The 14,856-nt window shown below is 71.0% G+C and carries 16 protein-coding genes; 7 read left to right on the top strand and 9 right to left on the bottom strand.

Going from position 1 to position 14,856, the window contains the following annotated elements; translation table 11 throughout:
* Positions 1 to 4 precede the first annotated feature (4 nt).
* Entirely contained in the window at positions 5 to 790 is a 786-nt protein-coding gene (locus tag OG943_RS28535) for an SDR family NAD(P)-dependent oxidoreductase (RefSeq protein ID WP_328604008.1), read from the top strand.
* Positions 791 to 802: 12 nt separating this feature from the next.
* Here OG943_RS28535 and OG943_RS28530 read toward each other — a convergent pair whose 3' ends face one another.
* Complete coding sequence (locus OG943_RS28530; RefSeq protein ID WP_328604007.1) at positions 803 to 1,285, bottom strand: DUF4231 domain-containing protein; 483 nt, start codon at positions 1,283 to 1,285, stop codon at positions 803 to 805.
* Between the two features lie 80 nt (positions 1,286 to 1,365).
* Positions 1,366 to 3,330, bottom strand: a complete 1,965-nt coding sequence (locus OG943_RS28525; RefSeq protein WP_328604006.1) for an NPCBM/NEW2 domain-containing protein — start codon at positions 3,328 to 3,330, stop codon at positions 1,366 to 1,368.
* A 165-nt stretch (positions 3,331 to 3,495) separates the two neighbouring features.
* Between OG943_RS28525 and OG943_RS28520 the strand changes: the two genes are divergently transcribed.
* Together OG943_RS28520 and OG943_RS28515 are read left to right on the top strand one after the other, a co-directional pair.
* Positions 3,496 to 4,674: a CaiB/BaiF CoA transferase family protein gene (locus OG943_RS28520; RefSeq protein ID WP_328604005.1), complete on the top strand. Its 1,179-nt coding sequence runs from the start codon at positions 3,496 to 3,498 to the stop codon at positions 4,672 to 4,674.
* 28 nt (positions 4,675 to 4,702) lie between these two features.
* Positions 4,703 to 5,986 carry an aminotransferase family protein gene (locus OG943_RS28515; RefSeq protein WP_328604004.1) on the top strand — a complete coding sequence of 428 codons (1,284 nt, stop codon included), beginning with the start codon at positions 4,703 to 4,705 and terminating at the stop codon, positions 5,984 to 5,986.
* Positions 5,987 to 6,058: 72 nt separating this feature from the next.
* Here the strand turns inward: OG943_RS28515 and OG943_RS28510 are convergent, their stop codons facing one another.
* The 5 genes from OG943_RS28510 to OG943_RS28490 all read right to left on the bottom strand — a co-directional run bounded on the left by OG943_RS28510 (position 6,059) and on the right by OG943_RS28490 (position 9,774).
* Complete coding sequence (locus OG943_RS28510) at positions 6,059 to 6,607, bottom strand: dihydrofolate reductase family protein (protein ID WP_328604003.1); 549 nt, start codon at positions 6,605 to 6,607, stop codon at positions 6,059 to 6,061.
* A 177-nt stretch (positions 6,608 to 6,784) separates the two neighbouring features.
* Positions 6,785 to 6,982, bottom strand: a complete 198-nt coding sequence (locus tag OG943_RS28505) for a hypothetical protein (RefSeq protein WP_328604002.1) — start codon at positions 6,980 to 6,982, stop codon at positions 6,785 to 6,787.
* A 143-nt stretch (positions 6,983 to 7,125) separates the two neighbouring features.
* The gene (locus tag OG943_RS28500) at positions 7,126 to 7,626 is read right to left on the bottom strand and encodes a GNAT family N-acetyltransferase (RefSeq protein ID WP_328604001.1); all 501 of its coding nucleotides are present in this window, start codon (positions 7,624 to 7,626) and stop codon (positions 7,126 to 7,128) included.
* A 61-nt stretch (positions 7,627 to 7,687) separates the two neighbouring features.
* On the bottom strand, positions 7,688 to 9,265 hold the full coding sequence (locus OG943_RS28495; protein WP_328604000.1) for a PH domain-containing protein: 1,578 nt from the start codon (positions 9,263 to 9,265) through the stop codon (positions 7,688 to 7,690).
* Positions 9,262 to 9,774 (bottom strand): PH domain-containing protein, encoded by a 513-nt coding sequence (locus OG943_RS28490; protein WP_328603999.1) that lies wholly within the window; start codon positions 9,772 to 9,774, stop codon positions 9,262 to 9,264. Before OG943_RS28490 ends, OG943_RS28495 begins: the two co-directional genes overlap by 4 nt.
* Before the next feature lie 181 nt (positions 9,775 to 9,955).
* On the opposite strand from OG943_RS28490, the gene OG943_RS28485 reads away from it, so the two are divergent.
* Both OG943_RS28485 and OG943_RS28480 read left to right on the top strand, forming a co-directional pair.
* Positions 9,956 to 10,879: a proteasome assembly chaperone family protein gene (locus OG943_RS28485; RefSeq protein ID WP_328603998.1), complete on the top strand. Its 924-nt coding sequence runs from the start codon at positions 9,956 to 9,958 to the stop codon at positions 10,877 to 10,879.
* A 6-nt stretch (positions 10,880 to 10,885) separates the two neighbouring features.
* Positions 10,886 to 11,620 (top strand): class I SAM-dependent methyltransferase, encoded by a 735-nt coding sequence (locus OG943_RS28480; protein WP_328603997.1) that lies wholly within the window; start codon positions 10,886 to 10,888, stop codon positions 11,618 to 11,620.
* A 379-nt stretch (positions 11,621 to 11,999) separates the two neighbouring features.
* Here the strand turns inward: OG943_RS28480 and OG943_RS28475 are convergent, their stop codons facing one another.
* The gene (locus OG943_RS28475) at positions 12,000 to 12,422 is read right to left on the bottom strand and encodes a MarR family winged helix-turn-helix transcriptional regulator (RefSeq protein ID WP_328603996.1); all 423 of its coding nucleotides are present in this window, start codon (positions 12,420 to 12,422) and stop codon (positions 12,000 to 12,002) included.
* Between the two features lie 68 nt (positions 12,423 to 12,490).
* Here OG943_RS28475 and OG943_RS28470 point away from each other — a divergent pair, with 68 nt between their 5' ends.
* Both OG943_RS28470 and OG943_RS28465 read left to right on the top strand, forming a co-directional pair.
* Positions 12,491 to 12,916, top strand: coding sequence for a PaaI family thioesterase (locus OG943_RS28470; protein WP_328603995.1), 426 nt, complete (start codon positions 12,491 to 12,493; stop codon positions 12,914 to 12,916).
* 46 nt (positions 12,917 to 12,962) lie between these two features.
* A complete protein-coding gene (locus OG943_RS28465; protein WP_328603994.1) occupies positions 12,963 to 13,871 on the top strand; it encodes a class I SAM-dependent methyltransferase in 909 nt (302 codons plus the stop codon).
* Here OG943_RS28465 and OG943_RS28460 read toward each other — a convergent pair.
* The gene (locus tag OG943_RS28460) at positions 13,846 to 14,823 is read right to left on the bottom strand and encodes an MCE family protein (protein ID WP_328603993.1); all 978 of its coding nucleotides are present in this window, start codon (positions 14,821 to 14,823) and stop codon (positions 13,846 to 13,848) included. The genes OG943_RS28465 and OG943_RS28460 overlap by 26 nt on opposite strands.
* Between the last annotated feature and the right edge of the window lie 33 nt (positions 14,824 to 14,856).

Genomic DNA, 14,856 nt, shown 5'->3' with positions numbered 1-14,856 from the left:
CGTCATGGGTCGGTTGGCCGGCAAGGTCGCGGTGGTTTTCGGTGGGGCGCGGGGGATCGGGCTCGCCACGGTGCGGGAGTTCGTCGCCGAGGGCGCGACGGTGTTCGCGAGCGACATCCGTGAGCCCGAGTCGCCGGTGGAGGGCGCGCAGTACTCCCTCGCGGACGCGACGGACGAGGAGCAGGTCGCGACCTTCGTGGCCGGCGCGCTGGCCGAGGCCGGGCGGATCGACGTGCTGGTCAACAACGTCGGCATCCACCTGGCGAAGCCGCTGGCCGAAACCACGCTCGAAGAGTTCGACAACATCTTCGCGCTGAACGTGCGCGCGGCCTTCCTCGGCACGCGCGCGGTGCTGCCGCACATGATCGAGCAGCGCGCGGGCAGCATCGTCACGACGTCGTCGAACGGCGGGATGATGGGCCGCCCCGCCGACCCGGTTTACAACGCCACGAAACATGCGCTCGTCGGCCTGACGAAGTCGATCGCGGTGGCGCACGCGCACCAGGGCATCCGCGCGAACACCGTCAACCCGGGCGCCATCGACACCGACATGCTGCGTTCCACGCTGGCCTCGCCGGACGACTTCGAGGCCAAGCAGCACCAGCTCGTCGCCAGCACCCCCGCCGGCCGCGTCGGCGAGGCGTGGGAAGTGGCGAAGGCCATCGTCTTCCTGGCCAGCGACGAGTCGCGGTTCATCAGCGGCGCGGTGCTCCCGGTGGACGGCGCCAAGGCCGCCGGTGCGATGCCGTCGAACCGCTACAGCCTGGACTTCGACCTCGGCGTCCGCTGAGGTTCCGCCGTGTCACGGGGTTTTCTCCCGCGGCGGTGGCGCGGCGGCGACCTGCTGACGGCGGTTGAGCCAGCCGCTCCGTGAAGCGGCGGCGAGGTCGTCGTTACGGATCACCAGCGTGCGCACCGCTTCGGTGTCTTCCGTGTCGTACGGCTCGATGCGGTAGAGGAACGCGGTGGCCTCCCGCTCCAGGTCGAACCGGAGCCGGACGTACTCGACCCAATCGTCGTGGAAGCCCAGCACGGTGCGCACCGTCGTGGCGATCAGCACGACGGCGCCGGCGATCGCGCTCAGCGCCACGTCCCACCGCAGCGTGGCGAACACCGGCACGGCCGCCGCGGCGACCACGCTGACCACCTCGGCGGTCACGTAGTTCCGCCGGCTGCGCCGGGCCCGCCGCCGGAACCACGACCACCGCCGGACCACCACGTCGGGCAGCGGCCGGCCGGCCCGTTCCCCGGTCAGCATCCAGTGCTCTGCCTCGGCTTTGGCCATGCCCCATTGTCCCGGGCCGCGCCCGGCAGGGGAACGGCCCGCCCGGGTTCCCCCGAGCGGGCCGTGCCAGGCGGGTCTTCTCAGCAGGTGACCGCCGCGTTGGCCCAGTCCGCGTGGTCGGTGTTGTTGCCGTCGCCGCCGTCGGTGACGACGAGGTCCAGCACCTGGACACCCTTGAGCGGCACGTTCAGCGTCTGCGCCGGGGCGCCGTGCCGGAGGACGTCGGTCGAGGCCAGCGTCTTGCCGTCACCGTGGACCTCGAAGGTGATGCTGCCCGTGGCGAACTCGTCGTCCAGGCCGACCACCGAGCTGAACGACGTGCACCCGCCGCCCAGGTAGACGCGGACCAGCGACGGCGCGTGCGCTCCGAGGCCGTCCGGGTAGACCTGGCCGTTGATGGTGATCGGGTTGCCGTCGCCGGCCTGGTTCTCGCCGTTGCTGGTGCCGCGCTCCACCGGGCCCCAGCCGTTTTCGGAGACCACGAACGGCGCCTTCGACATCGGGGTCACCCCCGACGGCAGCGGGGTGACCACCGGGCCGCCGGCGTCGGCCGTCAGCTTTCGGGTGCCCCACGCGGTGAAGTACGAGACGTTGGCGGACAGGGAAACCTTGTCACCACTGGGGTTCACGGGCTCGAATTTCACGGACTGCCGCCAGGTCTTGCCCGGCAGCACGGCGGGCACAAACGCGTCGCCACGGCCGTCGAGGCGCCAGCCGGCCGGTGCGGTCACCTTCACCTGCGCGGCGGCGACCGGGGTGCTGCCGTCGTTGGTCAGGCTCAGTTTCGCGGTGAACGGCTTGCCGGCGGGGAAGTACTGGCCGGCGTCGAGCGACAGCGTCGTGGCCGGCGCGGCGCTCGGGGCCTTCGTCGGCCAGACGCGGAACACCGCGGAGCCGTGGCTGGGCACGGTGGCGCGCAGCGTGCCGGTGCTCTCGGTGTCGGCGCCGGTCCACAGGTCGCGGACGCGGAAGTCCTTGCCGGAGAGGCCGAGCTCGGCGGCGCTGCTGGTCATCGTCGTGCCGGTCAGCCCGCGGTTGAACAGCACCACGGCGGCCGAGCCGTCGGACATCGGCTTGGCCCACACCTCGGTGTCGCCGTCGTCGCGGACCTTGTGCCCCTGCACGCCCGCGAAGTCCTGGTCGAGCGCGACGATGTCCTTGTTCTCCAAGATCTTCTTGGTGGCCTCGGGCATCGAGCGGATGTCGTTGCCCGCCAGCAGCGGCGCGTTCATCAGGGACCAGAGCGCGAAGTGCGAGCGGTACTCGGCGTCGGTCATGCCGCCGTTGCCGACCTCGAGCATGTCCGGGTCGTTCCAGCCGCCGGGGCCGGAGTACTTCTCGAGCCCCACCTGCTGGTCGAGGATGCCGGTCATGCTCGGCCAGTTGTCGCTGATGTCGCCGGTGGTGCGCCACAGCTGGGCGCCGGAGCTCTTGCCCCACAGCCACGGCTGGTTCTCGCCCCACTCGCACAGCGCGTAGACCATCGGGCGGCCGGTCTTCTTGATCGCGTCGCCCATCTTCGTGTAACGCTCGATCGCCGGGCGGCCCTCGTTGTTGCAGTTATCGTATTTGAGGTAGTCGACGCCCCAGTCCGCGAACGTCTGCGCGTCGACGTCCTCGTGGTCGAGCCCGCCGGGCATGGTCTGCGCGCAGGTCATCGTGCCCGCGCTGGTGTAGATGCCGAGCTTCAGGCCCTTCCCGTGCACGTAGTCGGCGAGGGCTTTGATGCCGCCGGGGAAACGCTCGTGGTTGGGCTCGAACTTCCCCTCGGCGTTGCGGTCGTGCTCGGCCCAGCAGTCGTCGATGTTGACGTACTGGTAGCCGGCGTCCTTGAGGCCGGAGCTGACGATGGCGTCCGCGGTCTCGCGGATCAGCTCCTCGTTGATGTTGCAGCCGAACTTGTTCCAGCTGTTCCAGCCCATCGGCGGCAGGGCGCCGGCGGCCTGCTGGGTGGCGAACGGGGCCGGGGTGGCGGCCGGGGTGGCCACGGCGGCCGGAGCGGTGAGGGCGGTGGTCAAGCCCGCGGCCAGCGCACTGGCGGCCATCAGACCCACAAAACGACGCATAGATTCCTCCAGGAGTGCGCAACTCTGCACAAACTCACTCAACAATCAACATCACGCACAGGTTCGCGTCAAGCGGCCGTTGGTAGGGAATCCGGTCTTCGCGAGGTAGAAAGGAGATCAAGCCCCGACCGCGAGGAGACGTCCATGCCCGAGGTCCGTCCGCTCGACGGGATCAAGGTCGTCGACCTCTCCCGGATCCTCGCCGGGCCGTACTGCACGCAGTACCTCGGCGAGATGGGTGCGGACGTGGTCAAGGTCGAGCCGCCGGGGCACGGGGACGACACCCGGCTGTGGGGGCCGCCGTTCGTCGGCGAGGGGGACGAGGCGGTGTACTTCCTCGCTGCGAACCGGAACAAGCGCGGGATCGTGCTCGACCTCAAGAGCGAGCGCGGCCGTGAAGCGGTCCGCCGCCTGCTCTCGGACGCCGATGTGCTCGTCGAGAACTTCCGCCCGGGCACGCTCGAGAAGTGGGGCCTGTCCTACGCCGAGCTGTCGGCGCTGAACCCGCGGCTGATCCACGTGTCGATCACCGGGTTCGGCCAGACCGGGCCGTACCGCGACCGGCCGGGCTACGACCTCGTCGCGCAGGCGATGGGCGGCGTGATGGCGCTGACCGGCGAGCCGGACGGCGCGCCCGCGAAGGTGGGCCTGCCGGTCGCCGACCTCAACGCGGGCGCCTGGGCGATCATCGCCGTGCTGATGGCGTTGCAGGCCCGGCACACCACCGGGCGCGGCCAGTACCTGGACGTCTCGCTGCTCGACGCCCAGCTCGCCTGGCACGTCTACGCCGCCGGCGCGCACTTCTACGACGCCCCGCGGCCGCGCCGGATGGGCTCGGCGCACCCCAGCATCGTCCCGTACCAGGCGTACCACGTGTCCGACGGCTGGCTGATCGTCGCGATCGGCAGCGAGAAGCTGTGGCGCGCGCTGTGCCGGGTGCTGGAGCTGGACATCGCCGAGGACCCGAAGTTCGCCAGCAACGCCGCGCGCGCGGCGAACCGCGACGAGCTGAACGGCCGGCTGGGCGAGGTGCTCGTGACGCGTACCGTCGAAGACTGGATGAAGACGTTCGACGCGGCGAGCATCCCGGCCGCGCCGATCAACGACATCGACGACGTGTACGCCGACCCGTGGGCGGCCGAGCGGGACCAGGTCGTGCGGCTGCCGCACCCGACCGTCGGGACTTACCTCGGCAACGGGTTCCCGATCAAGGCGTCGGACACCCAGCCGCGGCCGACGTCCGCGCCGCCGACGCTGGGCCAGCACACCGCCGAGGTGCTGGCCGAGCTGGGTTATTCCGCGGCGGAGATCGCGGAGTTCTGACGTGGCCCCGATTTCGAGGAGGAACGAGATGGCCGACCAGCCGCTGAATCCCCAGGCGCTGAACCCGCTGTGGCACCCGTTCGCGGACATGGGCGCCGTGGACGGCGACCGCATGATCATCACCCGCGGCGAGGGCTCGTACGTCTGGGACGACGCGGACCGGAAGTACTTCGACGCGACCGCTTCGCTCTGGTACGCCAACTTCGGCCACGGACGGCCGGAGATCACCCGCGCCGTGACGGCCCAGCTGGAGAAGCTCGACTCGTACAACCTCTTCGGCTACTACGCGAACGAGCCGGCGCTGGAGCTGGCTTCGCGGCTGTCCGAGCTGGCGCCGACGCCGGGGTCCAAAGTGTTCCTCGGCTCCGGCGGCGGCGACGTGGTGGACACGGCGGTGAAGATCGCCCGCGCGTACTTCGCGAACACCGGGCGGCCGTCGAAGACCCACGTGATCGGCCGGGTGCAGGGTTACCACGGCACCCACGGCTTCGGCACGGCTGTCGGCGGGATCGCTGTGAACGCCGTGGGTTTCGGGCCGCTGCTGGAGGGTTTCTCGCACATCGCGTACGACAGTGCGGCGGCGCTGGAGGCGGAGATCGAACGGCTCGGCGCCGACCGGGTGGCCGCGTTCTTCTGCGAGCCGGTGATCGGCGCGGGCGGCGTGCTGCTCCCGCCGGAGGGCTACATCGAAGAGGTCGCGGCGATCTGCCGCCGCCACGACGTGCTGTTCGTGGCGGACTGCGTGATCGCCGCGTTCGGCCGGCTGGGCACGTGGTTCGGCATCGACCGCTGGGCGGTGCGGCCGGACATGATCACCACGGCGAAGGGCCTCACTGGCGGCACTGTCCCGCTGGCCGCGCTGCTGGTCGCGCCCCACGTGGCGGAGCCGTTTTTCACCGGTGAGCCCGGCGCCCCGACCCTGCGCCACGGCCCGACGTACTCGGGCCACCCGGTCGCCTGCGCCGCCGCGAACGCCACCCTGGACATCTACGAGCGCGACAACCTGATCCCCCGTGGCCGTGAACTGGAGAAGCCGCTCGCCGACGCCCTCGCGGATGCCGCCGTCCACCCCCTGGTCGCAGAAGTGCGTGCGGGCCTTGGCTTCCTCGCCGCGGTGGAGCTGACCGCGGAGACTCTCGCCGCCGACCCGGGTGCCCCGGGCCGCCTCCAGCGCCTGATCCGCGACGAGGGTGTCCTGGTCCGCCCGGTGGCCAAGGGTGTTGTGGTGTCCCCGCCGCTGATCGCCGCGGAGCCGGAACTGGACCTGCTGGCCGCCGCGCTGCCGAAGGCGCTGGACCGGCTCAAGTCCTGAGCGGTTCGCTCCACCTGGGCCGTGGTCTGGCTCGGGTGGAGCGGCCGGTGCCACGGCCGTGGTGCGCGGGACCTAGCCGGTCTTCAACGGCCCGGCGACCCGGTAGCTGCTGAGGATGATGCCGGACGGCATCGCTTCCGTGCCGGCGAACTCGAATGCCTGCGCCGGGGTTCCTTCCGCGAAGAAGCGCTTCCCCGTGCCCACCAGGACGGGATAGACGATCAGCAGGACTTCGTCCGCGAGGCCGTGTTCGAGCAGCGTCGAGGTCAGCGTGGAACTGCCCGAGAGGACAAGGTCGGGGCCGTCCCCCGATTTGACGCGGCGAACGCCCTCGGCGGTGTCCGGTCCAATACCCTCGACCGGGCCCCATTCCAGACTTTCCGGCCGGTGGGTCACGACGAATTTCGTGGCCGCGTTGAGACTGTCCACCATCGGGCTGCTCGGCGCCTTCGGCCAGAAGCCCGACCAGAGATCGTAGGTGCGACGGCCGAGCAGCAGATCGAAGCTCTCCCCGTGCGCGGCGAACACCGCGTCCCGGCCCGCGGGCGTCCGATAGGGCGCGGTCCAGTCGGGGTAAGGGAAATCGTCGTCGTCGGTGGAATTCTGGATCACGCCGTCCAACGAGATGTGTTCGATGATCTTGAGTCTTCTCATGTGGGGCTCCGTGTTCCGGGGGCGGCGTGCGTACTAGGCGTGCGCGGCGACCAGTTGCTCGCGGCCGTTCGGACGCTTCTGGACACGTCGGCTGGCACGGAGGCATTCGGCGCGCGCCGCTGACGCGCGTGTGGATCAGCTGCCTCACCTGGAAGGCGTGCGCCACACCGGGACGTTGACGACCGCCCCCGACATCTGCGGCAGCCCAGCCTCACCCGGGACCACCGTGAAGTCCCATTTGTCGATGCCGCCGCCCATGATCTCGGCGTATCGGCGGGCGCCGTCCGCGTTGGCGAAGCGGACCTGCTGGCCGTTGGTGAGGTGGGTGATCTTGACCGCCACGCTGCCTCCTCGTAGTGGGAGCCGACCCGCGGAGCTTCCCCCTCCGGGGCCGGCTCGACCAGTAGAACACGTGTTCGAATCAGCCCGCAAATCGGGTCCCCCGCGCGGGCGACCAAAGTCGCCCGAGCGGGTAAATCCGCAGGTCAGCGGTTGCGGATCATGGCCACGCGCGGCCACTCGTCGAGGCCGCGCGAGATCTCCGTGGCGCGGATTTCCCGCAGCTCGGGGCCCAGTTCCGCGCTCGGCAGGACGCGGAATCCGAGCCGCGCGTAGTAGGGCGCGTTCCACTGGACCTCGGCGTACGTGGTGAGCGTCAGCGCCGGCAGCCCGAGCTTCCCGGCCCACTCGTCCGCCGTCTCGATCAGCTCGCGCCCCAGCCCGCGGCGGGCGTGGCTCGGCAGCACCGAAACCTGCTCGATGTGCCCGCGGTCGTCCACCACCTCCGCGATCAGGTACGCGACCACGCGCCCGGCGTCCTCGGTGACCCAGCACCGCCCGTCCGACTGGAACGGCGCCAGCTCCTCGACCGACCACGGCTCGTCGTCGGCGATCTTCGCCATGCCGACGTCCCGGAACAGCACGCCCGCGGCCCGTTCGAGTTCACGGAGCGCGGGCAGGTCTTCGGGACGGGCGAGACGGGTCATGCGCCATTCCTACCGCGCGGGGCGAAGCCGGGGAACTGCTTTCCGGGGCCGGGAAACGGCTTCAGATCCCGGATTCGGCGACCAGGAAGGGGCTCAGCAGCCCCGGCACCGTGTGGTCGGCGAGCGCGAGCCCGACGGTTTCGTCGACGTCCACCACGTGGTAGTGCCCCTTGCCCGCGGCGATCGGTGCCACCACCGTGATCAGCCCGGCCCGTCGCTGGAACAGCGAGCGAAGCACGACGATCCCGGTCAGCCCGTCGCGGCGGACGACTTCCGTCGTGCGGTCCAGCGAGCCCGAGCGCGTCACCAGGTACGCCCCGGCCAGCGCGTGGCCCAGCGTCCGGTAGCGGTCCCAGCCCACGAGCACCGCGAACGGCAGCAGCACCAGCGCCGCCTGCCACGGCCACGCGGGCAGGAAATCGATCCACGCCAACAGGAACAGCGCGGCGGCGAACAGCAGCACACCCGTCACGGCGCGGGTCAGCCGTCGCGTCAGCGCCCGGCGCGGATGCCGTACGAGCGGGACGGCGGCGATGTCCTCGCCCAGCACGTCCGCCACCACCTCGTGCACCCGCCCGATCGGCGCCGGCGGCAGGAGCAGCCCGCCGCCCTTGTCCGCGCCCTTGCCTTCGCGCAGCCCGGCGGCCACGGCGACGCACTTCGCGCCGCCCACCATCCGCAGCGGCAGCGGTTCCTTCACCTCGACGCCGCGCAGCCGCTCCTCTTCGATGGAGACCGACCGCGTGGTCACCAGGCCACGCCGGATGTGCAGCGTGCCGCCGTCCTCGCGGGTGAGCCGGAAGTTCCAGAACGACAGCACGTAGCCGCCGACCGACAGCGCCGCGACCAGCACCAGCAGCCCGACGGCCGTGGGCAGCACGACCAGCCACGTCGGCGCGGCGGTGTACTGCTGGGCCAGCTCGCGCAGCGGCCCGTAGCGCAGCGGGTCCAGGTGCAGCTCGTGCACGAAGTGGTACAGCGTGCCGACGATCGCGCCGACCACGGCGATGCCGGACAGCGTGAACGGCGCGTACCGCAGCCAGCGTTTGTCGACGGCCGCGACCAGCCGCTCCTGGGGACCGGTTTCGACGCTGTCCTCAGCGCTCGTCTCAGTGCCCGCCGCTGTGTTCGTTGTGATGGTTTTCCGGTGCAGCAGAAGGGTTCTCAGCCGCTGGGCCTCCGCGCCGCTGACGGCGTCGAGCACCAGCTCGTCCTTGCCCGGCCCCTTGCCGTGGGAGTGCCGTCCGGTGCCGATCCGCACCGCGGAGAGGGAGAACAGCCGGTGCTTCGGCTCCGACATCACGTCCACGGTGCGGATCCGGTCGCGCGGCACGGAGCGCTGTTTGCGCAGCAGCAGGCCGGTGTGCCACTCGACCTGCGTCGCGGTGACGCGGTAGCGCGAGGTGAGGCAGTGCGAGATGCCGGCGAGCACCGTCACGGCGGTCACGGCGAGCCCGATCCACTGCCAGTAGTTGCCGTGCCCGAGCAGCAGTGCGCCGATCAGCAGGGGCAGCGACTTCACCCCGTCCAGCACCGGGCGGATGAGCAGCATGCGGCGGTCGAGCCGGTGCCACGGGGCGTCGGGGGTGCCCTCGGCCGGGACCGGCGGGCTGCTCTTTTCGGTGGTCAGCTCGCTCATGTCGCGTCACCGGTGGAAGCCTGGGTGGTGCGGGTCAGCTCGTCGGCCAGCTCGACCGCGCGCCCGTGATCGAGCCCGGAGACGTGCAGCGACCCCGCGGCCGAAGCCGTGGTCACCCTGATCTCGGCCAGCCCGAAGAGCTGCTCGATCGGCCCGCGCTCGATGTCCACGGTCTGGATCCGCGAGATCGGCGCGATGCGCCATTCCTGCTTCAACCAGCCGGACTGCGTGTACACCGCTTCGCCGGTGACCTCCCAGCGGTGCACGCGGTAGCGCCACTGCGGCATTACGAGCAGGTGCGCCACGCCGAGCACACAGGAGATCGTCAGCGTCACGGACAGCCATGACGGCGGGTCGTCGCTGGTCGCCACCACCACCGCCTGTACCCCGATCACGACGATCCAGCCGATCGCCGCGGACGCCGTCCAGTAGCCGAGGGCCTTGCGGCTCACCCGGTGCGCAGGTGGGCGCAGCTGCAGGCGCAATGTGGTGGTGTTCGCTTCAGTCACCTGCTCAGCGTGCCTGACTCCGTGAAGATATGGCCACGACGAGTGTCATGATGCCCCGATCCGGGTCCCCGGCGAGTGCATGGCGTTACTATTTCGACCACGTGGGTGGGATGGAATCGCGGTCGTGCCGCGTTGTAATCCGATACGTCCGTGCACGACAGCGAACAGCAGGAGGATTCCGGTGGGGTTCGATCCCGAGGAACTGTACGAGGTGGATTCGGACGTCCCCGACCTGTCCGGAGCCGTGCTCCTGCACTTCTTCGAAGGCTTCATGGACGCCGGTTCCACCGGCCGGCTGGTCACCGACCACCTGACGAGCGAGGTCAAGGGCCGCGTGATCGCCCGCTTCGACGTCGACCGGCTCATCGACTACCGCTCCCGGCGCCCGCCGATGACCTACGCGGTGGACCACTGGGAGGACTACGAGGCGCCCGAGCTGGTGGTCCGGCTGATGCACGACACCGACGGCACGCCGTTCCTGCTGCTGTCCGGCCCGGAGCCGGACCACGACTGGGAGCGCTTCGCCACCGCGGTCAAGCAGCTGGTGGAACGCTGGGGCGTGCGCCTGACCGTCGGCTACCACGGCATCCCGATGGGCACCCCGCACACGCGCCCGCTGGGCGTCACGGCCCACGCGACGCGCGGTGAGCTGGTGGGCGACCACCAGCCGATGCCCAACCGCATGCAGGTGCCCGGCAGCGTCGCGGCGCTGATCGAGTTCCGCCTCGGCGAGCTGGGCCACGACGCGATGGGCTTCGCCGCGCACGTGCCGCACTACCTGGCCCAGTCGGCCTACCCGTCGGCCGCGCTGAAGGTCTTCGAAGCCCTCGGCCGCGCGACCGGTCTCAGCCTTCCCGACGGCGAGCTGCGCACGGCCGCCGAGGTGGCCACCGCGGAGATCGACCGCCAGGTCTCGGAGTCCGACGAGGTCGCCGACGTGGTGCGCGCGCTGGAGCGCCAGTACGACACGTTCGTCGAGGCCTCCGCGCACGACAGCCTGCTGGCGGAGTCCAAGGAGCACATGCCCACGGCGGAGGAGCTGGGCTCGCAGTTCGAGCGCTTCCTCGCCGAGCAGCAGGGCGGCACGGAGTCCCCGGACCGGTAACGCGCCGTGCTTTACGACCGGATCGGTGTCGGCTACGCCCACGGCCGCCGCACGGATCCGCGCTGGCTGGCGCCGATCGTCGCCGCACTCGGGGACGCCCGCACGGTCCTGGACGTCGGCGCCGGCACCGGCTCGTACGAACCGCGTGACCGCACCGTGTTCGCGGTCGAGCCGTCCGCGGAGATGGTCCGGCAGCGGCCGCCCGGAGCGGCGCCGGTGGTGCGCGCGGTCGCCGAAGCGTTGCCGGTGCGTTCCGACGCCGTCGATGCCGTGCTCGCGCTCCTCACCGTCCACCACTGGCCCGACTGGCGTCGCGGGCTGGCTGAACTACGCCGCGTCGCCCCGTTACGCGTGGTGCTCGCTTACGACACCCGGCTGCACGCCGATTTCTGGCTGGTCCGCGAGTACGTCCCGGAGATCGCGCGGCTCGAGCTGGCCCGGCCGTCCGCGGAGCAGATCGCCGAGGAACTCCGTGCCGACGAGGTCGTGCCGCTGCCCGTGCCGTGGGACTTCGCCGACGGGGTGTTCCCCGCGCACTGGCGCCGGCCGCGGGCCTACCTGGACGAGCGCGTCCGCCGCTCGTGCTCCGCGCTCGCGCAGGCGCCGTCTGCCGCCGTGGAGCGCGGGATGGCCCGGCTCCGCGCCGACCTGAAGAGCGGGCGGTGGGAGCGCGAGCACGCCGAGCTGCTCACCCTGCCCGAGTGGGACGCCGGGTTCCGCCTGCTCGTCTCCCACAGCTGACTCGTGAGTGTTTATGACGGTTCTAACCGTCATAAACACTCACGAGCGGGATCGCCGCCGCGTGCCTCGATAGGCGATCGCGGCGGATCGCAGCGTTTGCCAGGCCCACCAGGCGCGTGCCGTCATGGTCACCACGGTGCCATGGTCGGGGCTGGAAGTTTCCGGGGAAAAACGAGCAGGGGTGCAGGGGGTGACGCCTGGGCCACACCCTGCTACGGCGGTCAGTGCGCCAGCTCCCGCAGCGTGGCCGCCAGCCTCCCCAACGCTACGGGCGACCAGCCCGCCAGCTCCGCAACGCGGCCGCCGGTTTCCGCGACGCTACGGCGCCCAGTGCGCCAGTCTTCGAAACTCGGCCGCCAGTCGGCCAGCTTCCGCGACGCTACGACGGCCAGTCCGCGAGCCTCCGCAACGCGGCCGCCGTGCGGGCGTAGTCGGAGTCGCCGACCAGCGCCCGCAGTTCGGCGTTGACCCGGTCGATCTCCGGCCGCGCCCGGACGAGCGCGCGGGCGCCGGCGTCGGTCAGCTCCAGCACCACCGCGCGGTGCTGCCGGGGGTGCGGCCGCTTCGCGATCAGCCCGCCGTCCACGAGCCGGCCGATCATCGCCGTCACGGCCGATTCGCGTTGGCCCAGCTCCGCCGCCAGCTCGCGCTGGGTGAGCCCGGGCCGGTCCTGAACGGTGAACAGAGCCCCGAGCTGGGCCGTCGTGACTCCGGCGGCCGCGAGGCAGCGCCGGTCCCCGGTCACCCGGAGCTGGTGGGCGGCCTGCTGCAACAGGAAGAACAGGCGCTGGTCGTCGGCCATGGCCCTGATCTTGACAGTGCGGCCCGCCGGGCGCCATTGTCACTTCACTACTGAAGTGAGGAGTTTTGATGGATCTCACTGCTTTGATGGATCTCGCCGCCGCCCGCGAAGGGCTCGCCGCCCAGCCGTTCTCAGTCCTGCTCGGCGCCCGGCTGACGGAGTTCGGCGACAGCCGCGCGACGATCGAGCTCGACATCCGCGACGAGCTGCGCCAGCAGAACGGCTACGTCCACGGCGGCGTGCTCGCCTACGCCGCGGACAACACGCTCACGTTCGCCGCCGGCGCCGTTCTCGGCCCGGCAGTGCTGACCGCGGGCTTCACGATCGACTACCTGAGGCCCGCCGGCGGCCCGAAGCTGCGCGCCGAAGCCGTGGTCGTCCAATCCGGCCGCTCGCGCGCGACGTCCCGGTGCGATCTGTACACAGTGGACGAAGACGGCGCGTCGGCACTCTGTGCGGTAGCGCAGGGGACGGTCGTCGCTACCCGCGGGTAGACCGCCCCACGGGGATGGTCGGATGCCCGTTGTGTACCGTCCGTGGATGGACCATCAGCACGAAGATCGTTTGACACCAAGGACTTTGGGCGGGGCCCTGCGGCGCAAGGCCGGCACGGTGCTGCGCCGGGCCGCCGCCCGGCTGCATGACCCGTACTCCGATCAGCTGAACGGGATGCAGGACCAGCTGGGCCGGATGCGGGAAGAGCTGCGCGCCGAGATCGTCCAGCAGGGTGACCGGCTCCTCGACCGGGTGGTCGAGTTCGAGATCCGCAGCCGCCGCGACATCGTCTACGCCGGCGACCAGGACGCGGCGCTGGAGAGCAACATCTTCGCCCGCGAAAGCCTGATCGGCGCCAAGCATTTCGGCAGCCCGCCGGAGACGCTGAAGTTCGCGCTGTCGCTCGCGCCGGCCGGCGGCATGGCGCTGGAGTTCGGCGTCGCGTCGGGGAACACCTTGCGCACCATCTCGGGCGCGCGCGGCGGCGTCGAGGTCTACGGCTTCGATTCGTTCGAGGGCCTGCCCGAAGCGTGGCTGAACGGCATGCCCGCCGGCGCCTTCGCGCGGGACGACCTGCCGGACGTCCCCGGGGCCGAACTCGTCGTGGGCCTCTTCGCCGACAGCCTCCCGGGCTTCCTCGAAAAGCACCAGGGCCACGTCGATTTCCTGCACGTGGACGGCGACCTGTACAGCTCGGCCAAGACCGTGCTGGACCTCGTCGGGCCGCGCCTGCGGCCGGGCAGCATCGTGCACTTCGACGAGTTCTTCAACTTCCCGGGCTGGAAGCGGCACGAGTACCGCGCCTGGATGGAGCACATCGAGAAGACCGGCGTCGAGTTCACCTACGAGGCCTACACGTACAACGACAACCAGGTCACCGTGCGCATCACCGGCGTGCCCGGCCTCGACCAGCCCACCGCCGCCGACGTCAGCCGAAGCACCCCCGCTCGTTGACCGGCCCGATCGAGGGCGGGAGCAGGCCGCACAGATAACCGTCGATCCAGCGGCCGTTGCCGCTCAGGTTGGTGGCGAAGCGGAGCAACGGCGCGAACGCCTTGATGCCCTTGGCGAGCGCGTCCTGGTTGCGCTGCAGCATCGACGTCAGCTGGTCGAGCTGGGTGAGCACGGGGTCCAGCGTGCGGTTGTTGTCCTCGATCAGGCCGGAGAGCTGGGCCGCGAGTTCGCGTGAGCCGTCGAGCAGGGCGGAGATGGCGGACTCGCGGCGGCTGACCTCGTCGAGCAGGCGGTTGCCGTCGGTGAAAAGGCGCTGGACCTCGACGTCGCGGTCGGCCAGCGTCGACGAGACCTGCCGGGTGTTCGCGAGCAGCTGCGTCAGCCCGCGGTCGCGCGAGGCGATGGTGTCCGACAGCCGGGAGAGCCCGCCGAGCGCGGTCCGCACGTCCGTGGGGGTGTTCGCGAACGTCGCGGTGATGGCGTCGAAACTGCGCGCGAGCCGGCCGGTGTCGATCGCGTCGACGGTGGCGGACAGCTGCTGGAACGCCGTGAGCAGGTCGTAGGGCACGGTGGTGCGCGAGCGCGGGATCGGCTGGTCAGGGTCGAGCGTGCCGCCGCCCTCGGGATCCAGCGCGACGTACTTCTGGCCGAGCACGGTCTTCAGCTTGATCGCGGCGGTGGTGGTGTCGCCGAGCCAGGCGCCCTTGACCTTGAACGAAACCCGCACGCGGTCGCCGCGCAGCCCGATCGCCGACACCTGGCCGACCTTCACCCCGGCGACGCGCACGTCGTTCCCGGTCTGCAGGCCCGCGGCCTCGGTGAACTCCGCCGCGTAGGTGGTGCCGTCGCCGATGATGGGCAGGTTGGGCGCGTTGAGCGCAGTGACGAAGGCCAGGGCCGCGGCGATGAGCCCGGCCAGCGCGGTCCAGATGGGCTTCTCGGCGGTTCTCATCGCCGCACATGGTGACGTCGCTCGATGGGGTGA

It is taken from the genome of Amycolatopsis sp. NBC_00345 (genome assembly GCF_036116635.1).
Lineage (GTDB): Bacteria > Actinomycetota > Actinomycetes > Mycobacteriales > Pseudonocardiaceae > Amycolatopsis.
This window is presented reverse-complemented; position numbering and strand designations above follow the sequence as displayed.